Here is a 13,194-nt window from a genome sequence, read left to right as displayed (position 1 = left end):
CGGCAGCTGCCGGACTTGCCTTGTACGCTATCAGCGTCGGGGGGTCAACCGCCGGGGTGGTGTAACGGGATTCGTGCCACACTCACTCCAAGAGCAGCTTGACCTGGTGACGCTCGCGAGCGAATATTACTCTCCGTATCAATACTGAGCGTTCCTCCCCGGCAACTTGAACTAGGCTGACGGGGCGAATGAAACGGAGAACCGCCACATGGGCGACTACGCCAAGGCGCTGGGCAGCAAGCTCCGCGCTATCCGCCAGCAGCAGGGTCTTTCGCTGCACGGCGTCGAGCAGAAGTCAGGCGGGCGGTGGAAGGCCGTGGTCGTCGGGTCTTATGAACGAGGTGACCGTGCGGTCACCGTGCAGAAACTCGCCGAGCTGGCCGACTTCTACGGTGTTCCGGTAGCCGAGCTGCTGCCGGAGGGGCGGGTTCCCTCCAGCGCGGAACCCGCGACGAAGGTTGTGATCAACCTCGAACGGCTGCAACAGCTTCCCGCGGAGAAGGTGGGGCCGCTGGCCCGCTATGCGGCCACGATCCAGAGCCAGCGGGGTGACTACAACGGCAAGGTGCTGTCCATCCGCACCGAGGACCTGCGTTCCCTGGCCATCATCTACGACATGTCGCCGGGGGAACTCACCGAACAGCTCATCGACTGGGGCGTCCTTCCTCCCGAGGCCCGTCCGGCCCGCGAGGAGTGACGAACCCGTGGTCCGCACTCGTTCCGACACGGGTGCGGACCACACCGATGTCCGCCGATCGTCGGGACGGGAACGTCCACCGACCAGCCCGGTTCCCCACGGGTGGGAGATGACCCCGGCCGACGAGAACCGGGCTCGATCGGACGATTTGAATCCTCCTCCGTCTGGAGGCGGGGGGGATTCCTGACTCAGGCAGCCCGGTCACGCAGCAGGTGACCGGGTCTCACGCCCTCAACATCAGCCGGGGTGAAACCAGCCCGGACCAGCATCACGCGTGCGGAGTTCTTGTCCCTCGGGGATGAGGCTCCGCACGCGGTGCAGGTAAACGTTCGTTCTGACAGCGGCAGGCGGTGCTTGGCTCTCGCCCCGCAGTGCGCGCAGTCCATCGTTGTGTATTTCGGGTCCACCAACCGCAGGTCCCGCCCGTGCTTACGGGCCTGCTCGACCAACGCGGTCTTGGTCGCGCCGATCGCGGCATCGGCGGCCTTGCGGGCCATTGTGGTCTTGGCGAGGAACTTCGGCTTGAAGTCCTCCACGGCGATCTGGTCGTGGTGGCGGGCAACACTCTTCGCCCACTTACGGCCGGTGTCCTGCCGCTGACGGGCGACCTTCTCGTGCGCTTTCGCCGCTTGGCGTTGCGCCTTGCGGTAACCCTTGGTTTGCGGCTTGTTCCGTGGGCGCTCACGCCGCGACATCTGGCGTTGGTAGTGCGCGAGACGCTGCTGAGCGCGTTTGCCGTGCTGGGCGTGCGGCAGATCGTCCGCGCTACGTTCGCCCGGTGACAACACGACCCGGCCGGGGAACCGTTCGGTCCCGGACCGGGTCGATTTCGTGCCCGCGCCGAGGTCGGTGCCCGGTTCGGGCACCACACGACGGTCGCACCGTTTGAGGTTCTCCGTCACTCTCCGGCGGAGGCCGGAACGGGAAGTCGCGGTCAGCGCTCCGAAGCCGCGGGGAACTCCGCCTCGGCGGCCGAGTCCCGCTCGGCCGCGACCGTCTCGTCTTCCTCGACCGAGGTCTCCGGGGAACCACGCAGCGACTCCCGCTGCTGTTCGTCGATACCGGCCAACCTGCCGAGCACCCCGTTGACGAACCGGGGAGTGTCGTCCGTGGAGAGCGCCTTGCCCAGCTGCACGGCTTCGTCGATGACCACGGCCGGGGGAATGTCGTCCCCCCACAGCATCTCGAAGAAGCCCAGGCGCAGCACGGCCCGGTCCACGACCGGCATTCGGGAGAGCGCCCATCCCTGCGAGTACTCGACGATCAGCTCGTCGATCCGTTCGCGGTGTTCGGCCACCCCGGCGACGAGCGTGACGGCGTAGTCAGCGACGACCGGCGCCTCGGTGGAACCGACGCGCTGCCGGAGCAGCGCGTCGGGGGGAAGTTCGCGTAGATCGGCCTCGTAAAGCACTTCCACCGCGCGTTTGCGGGCCTTGCTCCGTTCGCCCAACTCACACCCTCTTTTCGGCAGCGCGCGGTCCTGGACAGCCCAACCGGACCAGCATACCGGCCGACAGTGAGCCGGTCACTTGACGCGTCCCAGATAACGCCCGTCGCGCGGGTCCACCCTGATCTTCTCGCCCGACTCGATGAACAGCGGGACCTGCACGGTCGCGCCGGTTTCGAGCTCGGCGGGCTTGTTGCCACCGGTGGAACGGTCCCCCTGCACACCGGGGTCGGTGTGGGCGATGGTCAGCTCCACCGAGGCGGGCAGCTCGACGTAGAGCGGCTCGCCCTCGTGGCGGGCCAGGGTGACGGTGCTGTTCTCCAGCATGTAACCGGCCGAGTCTCCCACTGTCTCGGGCGAGACGCTGACCTGGTCGTAGGTGTGGGGGTCCATGAACACGTAGTCGACGCCGTCGTTGTAGAGATAGGTCATCTCACTGCGGTCGACGTTGGCGGTCTCGACTTTGATCCCGGCGTTGAAGGTCTTGTCCACGACCTTGCCGGAGAGCACATTCTTGAGGGTGGTGCGCACGAAGGCACCGCCCTTGCCCGGTTTCACGTGCTGGAAACTCGTGACGGTCCACAGCTGCCCGTCGATGTTGAGCACGATTCCGTTTTTCAGGTCGTTCGTGGTGGCCACGGTCGGAGTCTCTCCTGTGCTAAGGCTACAGATGTTCGCCGATTCGAGCTGGCGCGCGACCGAGAAGCGGGATCGAGCGCACGTTGTCACACCTAGAGAATGACGAGCTCCTTCGTCGTCAAGGTGAGCAACTCCGGCGTGTCCGCACGCGCGACCAGCGTGTCCTCGATGCGGACGCCGCCCCGCCCAGGCAGATACACACCGGGCTCGGCGGTGACCGCCATTCCGGCCTCGATGGTACCCGCTCCGCGTTGGGACAACGCCGGTGCCTCGTGGATCTCCAGTCCCACACCGTGCCCCAGACCGTGCGAGAACCGCTCCCCGTAACCGGCCTCGGTGATGACGTCACGGGCAGCCGTGTCGGCCTCGGCCACCTCGGTTCCGAGGCGGATGGCATCCCGCCCCGCTGCCTGCGCCGTCGCGACGAGCTCGTAGATCTCGCGCTGCCAGTCGGCGGGTTGACCCAGCACGACCGTGCGGGTCATGTCGGAGTGGTAGCCGTCCACGAGCGCACCGAAGTCCATCTTGACGAAGTCACCCGAGGCGAGTTCGGCATCGGTGGGGCGGTGGTGCGGCACGGCCGAGTTCGCCCCGGTCGCCACGATCGTCTCGAAGGAGGGGCCGGCCGCACCGTGATCGAGCATCCGGCTCTCCAGCTCGCGCGCCACGGCGAGCTCGGTACGGCCCGGACGCAGCCCACCGTGCTCGATCAGCCCGGCCAACGCGCGATCGGCCGCCGCGCACGCCATGCGCAGCGCCTCGATCTCGCTCTCGTCCTTGATCAGGCGAAGCGTCTCCACCAGACCGGGGGCGCGGACCAGCTCCACCCCCGGGGCGGTGCGGCTCAGCTCGTCCAGCCCGTCCACCGTGACGTGCTGGCTCTCGAAGCCCACCCGCCGGTAGGTCGCGCTCCGCGACTCGGCGTATCGGGCCAGCTCGACGACGCTGGCCCGGTCGATGAGGTGTTCCAGTTCGGGGACCTGTGCGGCGGCCTGCGTCTCGTAACGACCGTCGGTGCAGAACACCGTGCGGGTCTCGTCGGTCGCGGTGTCGGCCGCGTGCACCAGCAGGGCCGCGTTGGAGCCGGTGAAGCCGGTGAGGTACCTGATGTTGAGCAGGTCACTCACCAGCATCGCGTCCACCTCGCGGTCGCGCAGGTGGCCCCGAAGGGATTCACGGCGATGTACGTGCGATTCGGGCATGCGGGCAGCTTAATTCCCGACCGGGAACCGCCGCCCGGGCACGTGGGGGGTGCGAGCTTTGCCGCGAGTCCACCACTCCGCGTGTGCGCTGCCGCGTGTCGACGGCGGGTGGGTCGCGGAGCCGGTGACGAAAAATCCTCCCGGCTCCGGCGAGGGAGCGGGAGGACGTTTCCGCGTTCGAGGGCCGAACGGCCGGCTGGTCAGCCGAACTCGCCGTCCTTCACACCGGCGACGAACGCCTGCCACTCGACCGGCGTGTAGTAGTGCGCGGGCCCGCTGCGGTCCTTGGTGTCACGCAGCCAGCGACCACCGTCGGCGGCCACGGCCACCTCGACGCAAGCCTGCTGGTCAGTGCTGTAGCTACTCTTGCGGAACTCGGCGTCCGGGGGGAAGTCGAGTGGGGATCGCGTCACTTGTGCACCTCCTGTGCTGCTCGGCGCAACATTCGAGCCGTTCACCAGCATCGCGGATATGGGAAGCCGTGACCGACCTGGCCACCTTCTCGCTCCCCGTCCACACCGCCCCGAGCAGCCGCGAAACTCTCACCAGACCACTTCGCCGTGACGCCATGGGCAGCGGAAACGACGTTGGAGAAGCAGGAGCGCTCAGGCTGCTCGGGTGGCCACGGTCAGGCGCTCGGTGATCCGACCGTAGTAATCACCGACCACCCAGAACACTGACGTGGGGCGTTTCCCGCCGGTGCGGCAGAACTCACGAACGGCATCCCGGGCCTGCTCGATGGGGATCGCGGTGAACCGATCGTGCCGGCGATCCGTGTCATAGTCACTGGCCAGATGCGGATCCTCCAATGGAGGGGAGGAGTTGAAGGTCACCCAGAGTTGTTGAGCCAACGAATCATCGGGATGCTCGGCGGGATCAACGTTACGGAACCACAGCAGCGCGGCGTATCCACTCCCGGGATCAACCGCGATTCGCAACTGGTACTCGCCGGGCTCACCCGTTGCCACATCACGGCCCACCTGCAGCCAGCCCGGGGTGTGGGGATCGCCGTAGTCCAGCGCATCGCTGATTGTCCGCTCCACCGCCTCGAGAGTGGTGGCGTGACGCCACTCCAAATCCGCATAGGCGGGAAGATCAGCGCTCACCGTGTTCATATGGTGCTCCCTCCGTACAGTTCTGATGGTACGTCGGCGCCGGGCAGCCAGACGGTAATGGAGGAGCCTTGCGGCAGGATGGCGCTCACCGCAGGACGACACCCCCAGTCTCCTCGACATATCCCTCGTGGATTGTTGATCACAACAGTCAGATGTTCCAAGCCACGTTTTCGCATCTCCATAGCGATCTTTGCCTCAACGTGTTCAGCGGAGGCGATGGGCACGTCAGCACGACGTTGCTTCGGGAACTGTGGGTGGTTCTTCAGGAAGATGTCGATCTCCTGCGCAGCGATGTCAGGACCGCTACGCAGATCGTCGAGATCAGTCAGCGCCGGACTGCCGTGATCGTCGAAGACAAGCCCAACCGTAGGCTTTCGGTGTTGAATATCCTGGCGAACATCATCGGCCCAACTCGCCGTGTTGAATCTCGGACGAGATACCATTGGAGCCTGCGACTCCGCGCTCGCCGATGGAACGCTGCATTGCCTCGGAGCGCTCGCGGCGATGGTGTGCCGATACCTCGTGATGAGGTCGTAAGCGCGCTTGAGGATCTGGTCTGCACGAACCATGTCCTCAGCGGCCTGTTCAGCACTGGAGAGTACTTGTTGGGCTTCTGTGTCGCGAGAGACCAGTAACACTCCGAACGCGTGGGGCTGTCCAGCCTCCTCGATAGCCTCCAGGGCACTGCGGAGCGCATCCTGCCCCTCATAGGTCTTGGCCAGACACTGATCCAGAGCATCGAGAACATCCTGCAGCGGTGACACAACGTGTTCCTACCGCACACCCACGACAACTCTTCGAATACGGACAACGATCAGAGCAGCTCCAACACTTCGAATCCGACCAGGCAGTTTCCACGCTGTGCAGCCCCAGAAGCACCACAAGACCCAAAATCAACACATGTACGCCGTCGCGTCACGACGGTGTGAGTCACGGGGCGAATGAGGAAACGTCCTCCCCGTCACCGCGTTCGGCAGGGGAGGACGTTTCCGCGTTCGAGGGCCGAACGGCCGGCTGGTCAGCCGAACTCGCCGTCCTTCACACCGGCGACGAACGCCTGCCACTCGACCGGCGTGTAGTAGTGCGCGGGCCCGCTGCGGTCCTTGGTGTCACGCAGCCAGCGACCACCGTCGGCGGCCACGGCCACCTCGACGCAGCCTTGGTGATCATTGCTGTAGCTACTCTTGCGGAACTCGGCGTCCGGGGGGAAGTCGAGTGGGGATCGCGTCACTTGTGCACCTCCTGTGCTGCTCGGCGCAACATCGCCTGCGAGTCTTCCTGGTTCGCGGCCTGCACCCGGAGGCGGGTCATAGCCCGCTCGTACAGTGCGACCTCGTCGGGCTTTTCGTAGTAACGGCCTTCGACGAGCCCTTCCAGATAGACGATTCCAGGGTCTCCAGTCATCTCGCCGGGAAACTTCAGGATCTGGAAACCACCGGACTGAGCCAGATGCGCTCCCGCGTTCAAGGGGAGTATCTGCAGATCGATGCGAGGGCGCTCACCGAGTTTGATCAGATGATCGAGTTGTTCAGCCATCACCTCGGTGTTGCCACGAGGACGATGGAGTACCGACTCATCGATGATAGCCCACAACCGAACCGGTTCCTCGGTGCGATCCAGGATGTTTTGACGTCCGAGTCGAAGTTCGACACGTTGCTGGACCTGCTCGTCGGTGAGTTCGGGATCGGCACGGATCACGGCTTCGGCATAGGCGGGTGTCTGCAGCAGGCCAGGGACAACGTAGGCGTCGAAGCTGAATACCTCGGTGGCTCCCGCTTCCAGCCCCAAGAACAGGTCGAACCATGACGGTACCGCGCCACTGAGTTTGTCCCACCAGTTCTTGCCTTTGCGAGCCGCTTCGACGATCCGCAGGAAGTCCGGAAGCCGATCGGGCTTGCCGTAGAAGTCGAGCAGGATCTCCAGCACGGGTTTGGAAGGGAGCCGTTCTGCCGTCTCGAGGTGTCCCACCTGGGCGCGCGACAGCCCGAGCCGCTGCATGACCTCGGAGCGTTCCTTGCCCGCTTCTTCACGAAGTTGGCGCAGGTTGAGGCCGATCCAGCGTCTGAGTAGTGCGGGGCTCGAAGTGGCAACCACGTGATGATCTCCTTCGCCTGTTGGTCAAGGTCCCGCCCTCGGCATACAGCTCATGGTCGGCTTCCAAGAAGAAGATCACCCGAACGGGGGCATGCACAACTCTTGGATCTGTAGCAGCTACATTGTAGCTTTTTTATGTAGCCGCTACAGAGTAGCGAATACAGAGAATGTGGCCGAGAAGATCGCCATGAGTGGAACCCCGGTACTTCTCCGGCCGCCGATGGCGGCGATCCCGACGTTTCCCCCGACAGCGCCGGGCTCGCCGCCACACTGACCGGCAACGGAAAGTCGGAGATGATCGACGACGAATCGCCACCACTGCTGTGGACACGACCTCGTCCGAGGCCGTGGACGGTCCCCTGTCTGATCACGACGAGCTCGTTCACGATCTTCGCGGAGGGGATTCCGGGAGCGGCGGCCTCGGTGTCCGTACTGGACCGCGACTACGGGCTGAGCGCTCACTGGAAACCGATCGGGGTGTTCGCCGAGACGCCGTACGCGTTCGTCGCGCTCGGACTTTTCGTGCACGTGGCGTGGTTCGCGTCGCGGAAGTACGTCGCGACACACACGCCCACTGCGTGTGGTCTCTGGTTCGACCAGCGTGCTCGGCCGCTGCTCTCCCAGCCGAAATCCCACGACACGAACGGCCCCTGCGCGGACTGCTTGACGGCCTGGGGAGACCACTATGGCCAGTGATAACCCCCTGTGGTCCGGCCCGACGAACACGGAGTCAGCGGGGGATCCCACCCGCACCGTAAGAGTGTGGATCGACCACACCGGAACGGTGCACGAACGACATACGCGAGATACCGGCCGCACGCTGTGCGGACTCAACGCCGGTCCCGACCACGACATCGAGCGCGGCCCTCGGATCTGTGCCACATGCGTGGGAATCCACCTCGACGCCGAGGCATCCGGCGCGAACACCGGGTGAGCGGCCGAGAGCCGGTGGTCCGGGCGCGGCTTCCCTCCCCCGCGCTCGGACCACCTCCCCCTGTTCCCATCCGGAAAGGAGTCGTCATGACCGCTGCCGAAGTGCCACGAACGGACTTGGAAGTCCCACTGCTGTCGTTGCGGCACGCCGGTCGTCCCGAGCGCGCGGCCCACGTACCCCCGAACCTGGACAACGACGAGATCCGGGCGTTGATCACAGCGGCGCATCCCGAGCTGGAGCAGATCCACCGACCACACCCCACGCACGGTGAGACCGTGCACGGTTATCGAGATCGTCGAACAGGGGACTGGGTCATCGTGTTCGAACGTGCCGAGAAGCAGTCCACGCTCAAGGAGTACGGCGATCCACTGTGGGACCGCATCGTCGCGCTCGTGAGCAGGTGGCAGGCCACCAGCCGTTCCACGAGTCACCACTCGCGGCAGGGCTGAACGATGCGCACAGCGAACATCGTGGTCGCCGTCCGCGGCAATCACCGGGAACTCGCGGGCCTGTTGCGGCACATCGCCGCCCAGGACTTCACCGGACGGATCGAGGTGATCCTGGTGGACAACCACCGTCGCCGCAGAATCTCACCGTCGGTGCTGGTCGAGGCGGGACTGGCCGGAACCGTGGTCCACGAGCCCCGCCCCGGGCTGAGCCGAGCCCGCAACACCGGGGTGGAGCACGTTACCGGGGAATTCGTGCTGTTCACCGATCCGGACTCGCGTCCTCATCCGGGCTGGGCCAGTGCTCTGATTCGAGCCCTCACCGAGACGGGCGCTTACTGCGCGGGTGGCCGAGTCGTCCCCCGTTTCGTGGGTTTTTCCGAACCACCCGCGCTCGAACCGGGCCTCGCGCAGTTCTTCGTCCCGCCCGACTGGCCGAGCGAGCCGTGCGAGCTGCGCCCGCCGTTCTGGCTGGTCGGATGCAACCTGGCCACCCGCTCCATGCCGAGGCCGGTGTTCGACGAGCGGCTCGGTGTCCGCCCGTGGCGACATCTGTCCTGCGAGGACCTGGAGCTGACCGTGCGTACCGAGCACGCCGGGCTCGGGGTGGTCGTGGCGCCGGACGCGATCGCGCGTCGGGCTATCCACGCCGCCGACGTGCGTCTGCCTCGGTTGTTGGCGCGTGGTTTCTGGCACGGCGTATCGGTCGCACGACTGCGCCGCCGCCACCCTCGTGCGGTGATCTACGACAGCGTGCGGCTGTCCGATGTGCTCGGCGCGGTCCCGCGCGAGCACTGGCGCACCGTGGCCACGCATCTGGCCCGCATCACCGGCTGGCGACTGGAAACGCTCCGGCCGACGCGGCGGGTATCAGCCGGCAAGGACGAGGGGGTGAAGAGCCGATGAGCGCCCCACCGTGGCCACTGTCAACCAGCGCGGCAAGCAGCGGCCCGACCGTGGCGGTGTTGCTGGATACGGCCGGGTTTCTGCGCACCCTGCCGCTGACCGGCGCGGCCGCGCGCACGGCACGGTTGAACGCGTGGCTGCATCGGCGGGGAGCGGAGACGACCCTGCTGTTGTGCGATCTGAACCCGGCCTCGCGGCCGAGCGGGGCGTGGCCGCTGCCGGTGCGCTACCTGCCCTATGCCAGCGTCTACGAACACACCGACCGGCTGCGGCTGCACCTGGCCGAGCTGGCACCGGACGTGCTGGTGCTGTCCAACACCCAGCTGACCGTGCGCTACGGCCGCGAGCTGGCCGAGGAGGCCGGGGCAGCGCTGGTCTACGAGATGCACGACGATGAGGCCGCCCTGTTGCGTTCGCTCGGCGATGCGGGGCAGGACACCGCGGCGGTGCTGCAAACCGCCGCCGTGGCCGCCGCCGACGGTGTGATCACGTTCACCGATCGCGATGCCGCGACCGCGCGCCGACTCGGCACCACTGCGGTGCACGTGGTGCCCTGCGGAGTCGACCCCGGGCCTGCCCCGAGGTCGCGGTCGAGTGCCGAGTCGCGGGTGGTGTTCGTCGGCAACGGCTATTACGAGCCGAACCGCCGTGCGATGCGGTGGTTGCACGAGGTGCTCGCACCGAGCCTGCCTCCCGGGACGGTGATCGAGGTGATCGGCCGCTATCCCGCTTCGCTGCGGGAACTCGCTGACCGTGTGCGGCTGCGCGGCCCGGTGCGCGACCTGCGTTCGGCGTTGGACAGTGCGACCGTGGCCGTCGCTCCGCTGGAGACCGGCGGGGGCATGAAGCTCAAAGTCCTCGACTATTGCGCCGCCGGGCTGCCCGTGGTCGGCACGGCCGAGGCGTTCGTCGGGTTCGCCGAGACCGAGCAGTGGGCAGTCGAGGCCGACCTGGCCGAGCTGCCCGGACACGTGACCGCGCTGCTGGGCGACGAGGTGCGCCGCCACCGTCTGGGCAGACGCGCACGGCACCTGGTCGAACAGCGCTACTCCTGGTCGGCCCAGGCGCGGGCCGCACACGCGGCCTACAGCGCCATCCTCGAGCAGCACCGCGCCGGTACACGCGGCAGCGTTCCCGACGCCGAGGCACGGGCCTTGGCTGCCGAGCCGCCGTACTGGCTGCGGGAATGGCGCGGCCACACAACTTCTCGCACGCATGCTCCCGAATAAGGATCCGACATGGACGACGACACCACCAGCAACGACGAGGAAGTCAGCAGCGAGCTCGCCGAAGCCATCGATAGTGCGCGACTCGCCGCCACCGCGGCCGTAGGCACGACATTCGCCTCCCACGCCTTGGTCGGCTACGGCGGACGCTCCGCGATCTTCCTGGCCGAGCACGCGGTGTTGAAGGTCTACACCCACCGGGGGCAGGAACGGTGCCACCGTGAGGCCGCCGGGCTGCGCGCGGCCGCCCACGCCCCCGAACTACGCGTGCCCGACATGCTGGCCCACGACGAACAGGCCGGACAGCTGCCCTGGCTGGCAACCACCCGATTGAACGGCACCCAACCGTCTCCGCACGAGGCGACCACGACGCTCGGCCAAGTCGCCGCCCAGCTGCACAGCCTGCCCGGTGAGCTCCTCGCGGCAATGCCCGAACACCGCCGACGACTGCGTGAGCTGCCGGACGGCACCAGCCCCACCCACCGGGCCGGGGCACAACTCGACACCGCACTGGCCGAGGCGACACCGGCGGCCGAGACGCGCTGCACCCGCGAGCGCGGATTCGTGCACGGGGACTTCTCCCGCCGCAACATCCTGCTCGCCGACGGCGAGCACCCCGGCGTCATCGACTTCGAGGGCTCCGGCATCGGCTGCCGCTACGAGGACCTCGGCACGCTGGTGCTGCACGAGAGCCTGCTCGGCACGCACGACCGGCGCGTGCTGCTGGCCGCCTACGACACCGAGCGCCGCCGCTGGATCCCCACCGCCGCCCCGGTCAGCGGTGACCACCTCGCCTACCACCTGGCCCTGCGCGCCCGCTGGATCCTGCAATGGGCCATCGACCTCGACCCCGAACTCGCCGAACAGGTCACCGCCCTGGTCCCGTGGCTGCTGGCGAGCCTGCACGACACCGGACAGGTGCTGTGACGTGCTGATCCTCGACGGAATGCCCGGGGCGGGCAAAACCACGCTCCTCGGAACACTGCTCACCCAGTGGCAGGCCGTGGTCTTTCCCGAAGCCCGCCCACCGGCCGAGGGCGATGACGAGACCGTGCTGCGGCACCTGTTGGCCGAGGACCACGCGCGCACCACCGAGACCGCCCGGCTGCACACGCACAGTCCGGAGCGGGTGATCGCCTCCGACCGCTGCCACCTCGGCGTGCTGGCCTACCGCTACGCCCTGGCCCGACTCACCGGCCAGTGGCACGACTTCCATCTCGCATTGACCCGCAGCCGCGAGCTCGCCCTCGACCAGCGCCACCACGACGACACCGTGCTGATCCTGCACCTGGAACCCGACGAGTCACGACACCGCCGCCGCGACCGAGCCGACGATCCCCGCTATCGCCTCTGGTACGACACGAACTTTCTGACCGCCTACGGCGAGTTCTTCCGCGAGCTCACCCGGTGGATCAGCCCCGGGCCCAGCTGGCAGCACCACCAGGTCACCGACACCGACCTGACCGCCACCGTGGCCACCCTGTTGCCCGCCTCGACGACCACACCGGCCGTGTCGAACGCCGACCTGGCCTGCGGCGGCGACTGCGGCCGACCGCGCTCGACGAGCGTGACCAGCCCGCACGGACGCACACAACTGTTCAGCCGCGCCCTGCACCACCAACCCCACGGCGGGCCCGTGTACTGCCTGACCAGCGCCACCGAGATCACCGACCATGTAGAAAGGAACCTCGATGGAGGACGACACCGCGACCGCACGCACCCTCCTGGCGACCTTGGCCAACGACCCTGACCCACACACCCCGACAGCCTGGAGCGCCCCCGCCCGACAGACCGCCACAGCGATCCGCGAACACCTCATCGACGCCACCCAGCACAGGCACACCACGGTGACCTTCACCGAACTACACCGCTGGCGCCGCGACCTCGACACCACCCTGGACCACCTCGCCACCACCGACCCCGCTCTATGGCAGCACTGGCAGTACCCCGGCACGTGGCTGGACTCCCTGCTACGGCTGCGATCCCTGATCGCCCACGTACTCGCCAAGGCGTACTGGAACGAGGCCGACCAGGTCGCCTACGCCGACATGGACGTGCCCCGCTACCTCTGGGGAGCCCGATGACACCACCAGAACAATCCACCTCGGACCCCTACACCCGCACCGCCAACGAGCTGCTGACCCTGCTCGGCGGGGCCGAAAACATCATCACAATGACCCACTGCGTCACCCGCCTACGCATCACCCTGGCCGACCACCAGGCCGTCGACGGCACCGCGTTACGCGACCACCCCGCCGTTCTCGGACGCCTCGACGACGGCGAAACCCTCCACCTTCTCGTCGGTCCGGCCGCAGTCGAACCACTCACACTCGCCTGCGTCACGCTCCTCACCGGATGCAAGGACCGCTGGGGCGACGAACGACGCTGACGGAGACTTCCCACTGAAACCGGGCCGACCGAACCTCTACCGGTCAGCCGTTCCCCGCTGTCGGTGGAGAAGACGCACAATGTCCTCGGGCCGGAACCC

16 protein-coding genes and 2 pseudogenes are annotated in these 13,194 nt (G+C 67.1%); 9 read left to right on the top strand and 9 right to left on the bottom strand.

Annotation, left to right across the window (positions count from 1 at the left end; all coding sequences use genetic code 11):
- The first annotated feature begins 208 nt into the window (after nt 1-208).
- A complete protein-coding gene (gene bldD / locus BM150_RS12970) occupies nt 209-697 on the top strand; it encodes a transcriptional regulator BldD (protein ID WP_043574581.1) in 489 nt (162 codons plus the stop codon).
- A gap of 188 nt (nt 698-885) precedes the next feature.
- Here bldD and BM150_RS12965 read toward each other — a convergent pair.
- The 9 genes and pseudogenes from BM150_RS12965 to BM150_RS12925 form a co-directional block, all read right to left on the bottom strand.
- A pseudogene (locus BM150_RS12965) lies at nt 886-1,566 on the bottom strand (RNA-guided endonuclease InsQ/TnpB family protein); the annotation flags it as partial.
- Nucleotides 1,567-1,721: 155 nt separating this feature from the next.
- Nucleotides 1,722-2,147, bottom strand: a pseudogene (gene nusB, locus BM150_RS12960) (transcription antitermination factor NusB); the annotation flags it as partial.
- 75 nt (nt 2,148-2,222) lie between these two features.
- Nucleotides 2,223-2,783 (bottom strand): elongation factor P, encoded by a 561-nt coding sequence (gene efp / locus BM150_RS12955; RefSeq protein WP_092927456.1) that lies wholly within the window; start codon nt 2,781-2,783, stop codon nt 2,223-2,225.
- A gap of 92 nt (nt 2,784-2,875) precedes the next feature.
- The gene (locus tag BM150_RS12950; protein ID WP_092927454.1) at nt 2,876-3,985 is read right to left on the bottom strand and encodes a M24 family metallopeptidase; all 1,110 of its coding nucleotides are present in this window, start codon (nt 3,983-3,985) and stop codon (nt 2,876-2,878) included.
- Between the two features lie 200 nt (nt 3,986-4,185).
- Entirely contained in the window at nt 4,186-4,398 is a 213-nt protein-coding gene (locus tag BM150_RS12945; RefSeq protein WP_092927452.1) for a DUF397 domain-containing protein, read from the bottom strand.
- 192 nt (nt 4,399-4,590) lie between these two features.
- Entirely contained in the window at nt 4,591-5,100 is a 510-nt protein-coding gene (locus tag BM150_RS12940; protein ID WP_092927450.1) for an Imm1 family immunity protein, read from the bottom strand.
- Nucleotides 5,097-5,864 carry a DddA-like double-stranded DNA deaminase toxin gene (locus tag BM150_RS12935; RefSeq protein ID WP_092927448.1) on the bottom strand — a complete coding sequence of 256 codons (768 nt, stop codon included), beginning with the start codon at nt 5,862-5,864 and terminating at the stop codon, nt 5,097-5,099. Before BM150_RS12935 ends, BM150_RS12940 begins: the two co-directional genes overlap by 4 nt.
- A gap of 254 nt (nt 5,865-6,118) precedes the next feature.
- Complete coding sequence (locus BM150_RS12930) at nt 6,119-6,331, bottom strand: DUF397 domain-containing protein (RefSeq protein WP_092927446.1); 213 nt, start codon at nt 6,329-6,331, stop codon at nt 6,119-6,121.
- A complete protein-coding gene (locus BM150_RS12925) occupies nt 6,328-7,194 on the bottom strand; it encodes a helix-turn-helix domain-containing protein (protein ID WP_092927444.1) in 867 nt (288 codons plus the stop codon). The genes BM150_RS12930 and BM150_RS12925 overlap by 4 nt, the downstream gene beginning before the upstream one ends.
- Before the next feature lie 294 nt (nt 7,195-7,488).
- Here BM150_RS12925 and BM150_RS12920 point away from each other — a divergent pair, with 294 nt between their 5' ends.
- From BM150_RS12920 to BM150_RS12890, 8 genes are all read left to right on the top strand, one after another.
- Entirely contained in the window at nt 7,489-7,890 is a 402-nt protein-coding gene (locus BM150_RS12920) for a hypothetical protein (protein WP_092927442.1), read from the top strand.
- Nucleotides 7,891-8,214: 324 nt separating this feature from the next.
- On the top strand, nt 8,215-8,577 hold the full coding sequence (locus BM150_RS12915; RefSeq protein ID WP_092927440.1) for a hypothetical protein: 363 nt from the start codon (nt 8,215-8,217) through the stop codon (nt 8,575-8,577).
- Between the two features lie 3 nt (nt 8,578-8,580).
- On the top strand, nt 8,581-9,480 hold the full coding sequence (locus BM150_RS12910; protein WP_092927438.1) for a glycosyltransferase: 900 nt from the start codon (nt 8,581-8,583) through the stop codon (nt 9,478-9,480).
- The gene (locus BM150_RS12905; RefSeq protein WP_175496800.1) at nt 9,477-10,709 is read left to right on the top strand and encodes a glycosyltransferase; all 1,233 of its coding nucleotides are present in this window, start codon (nt 9,477-9,479) and stop codon (nt 10,707-10,709) included. Before BM150_RS12910 ends, BM150_RS12905 begins: the two co-directional genes overlap by 4 nt.
- A 9-nt stretch (nt 10,710-10,718) precedes the next feature.
- Nucleotides 10,719-11,633 (top strand): phosphotransferase family protein, encoded by a 915-nt coding sequence (locus tag BM150_RS12900; protein WP_092927434.1) that lies wholly within the window; start codon nt 10,719-10,721, stop codon nt 11,631-11,633.
- 1 nt (nt 11,634) lies between these two features.
- Nucleotides 11,635-12,456, top strand: a complete 822-nt coding sequence (locus BM150_RS12895; protein WP_092927432.1) for a hypothetical protein — start codon at nt 11,635-11,637, stop codon at nt 12,454-12,456.
- A complete protein-coding gene (locus BM150_RS24140; protein WP_165400658.1) occupies nt 12,398-12,790 on the top strand; it encodes a hypothetical protein in 393 nt (130 codons plus the stop codon). The genes BM150_RS12895 and BM150_RS24140 overlap by 59 nt, the downstream gene beginning before the upstream one ends.
- Nucleotides 12,787-13,095: a PTS transporter subunit EIIB gene (locus BM150_RS12890; protein WP_165400659.1), complete on the top strand. Its 309-nt coding sequence runs from the start codon at nt 12,787-12,789 to the stop codon at nt 13,093-13,095. Before BM150_RS24140 ends, BM150_RS12890 begins: the two co-directional genes overlap by 4 nt.
- The last annotated feature ends 99 nt before the right edge of the window (nt 13,096-13,194 follow it).

The organism is Actinopolyspora alba, from assembly GCF_900112765.1.
Lineage (GTDB): Bacteria > Actinomycetota > Actinomycetes > Mycobacteriales > Pseudonocardiaceae > Actinopolyspora > Actinopolyspora alba.
The sequence above is the reverse complement of the archived record's forward strand: the minus strand, read 5'-3'. Positions and strand labels throughout refer to the sequence as shown.

Bases quoted from the DNA above. Each gene is read 5' to 3' on its own strand.
- bldD (WP_043574581.1), top strand. From the start codon at position 209: ATGGGCGACTACGCCAAGGCGCTGGGCAGCAAGCTCCGCGCTATCCGC.
- BM150_RS12950 (WP_092927454.1), bottom strand. From the start codon at position 3,985: ATGCCCGAATCGCACGTACATCGCCGTGAATCCCTTCGGGGCCACCTG.
- BM150_RS12940 (WP_092927450.1), bottom strand. From the start codon at position 5,100: ATGAACACGGTGAGCGCTGATCTTCCCGCCTATGCGGATTTGGAGTGG.
- BM150_RS12920 (WP_092927442.1), top strand. From the start codon at position 7,489: ATGATCGACGACGAATCGCCACCACTGCTGTGGACACGACCTCGTCCG.
- BM150_RS12915 (WP_092927440.1), top strand. From the start codon at position 8,215: ATGACCGCTGCCGAAGTGCCACGAACGGACTTGGAAGTCCCACTGCTG.
- BM150_RS12910 (WP_092927438.1), top strand. From the start codon at position 8,581: ATGCGCACAGCGAACATCGTGGTCGCCGTCCGCGGCAATCACCGGGAA.
- BM150_RS12905 (WP_175496800.1), top strand. From the start codon at position 9,477: ATGAGCGCCCCACCGTGGCCACTGTCAACCAGCGCGGCAAGCAGCGGC.
- BM150_RS12900 (WP_092927434.1), top strand. From the start codon at position 10,719: ATGGACGACGACACCACCAGCAACGACGAGGAAGTCAGCAGCGAGCTC.
- BM150_RS24140 (WP_165400658.1), top strand. From the start codon at position 12,398: ATGGAGGACGACACCGCGACCGCACGCACCCTCCTGGCGACCTTGGCC.
- BM150_RS12890 (WP_165400659.1), top strand. From the start codon at position 12,787: ATGACACCACCAGAACAATCCACCTCGGACCCCTACACCCGCACCGCC.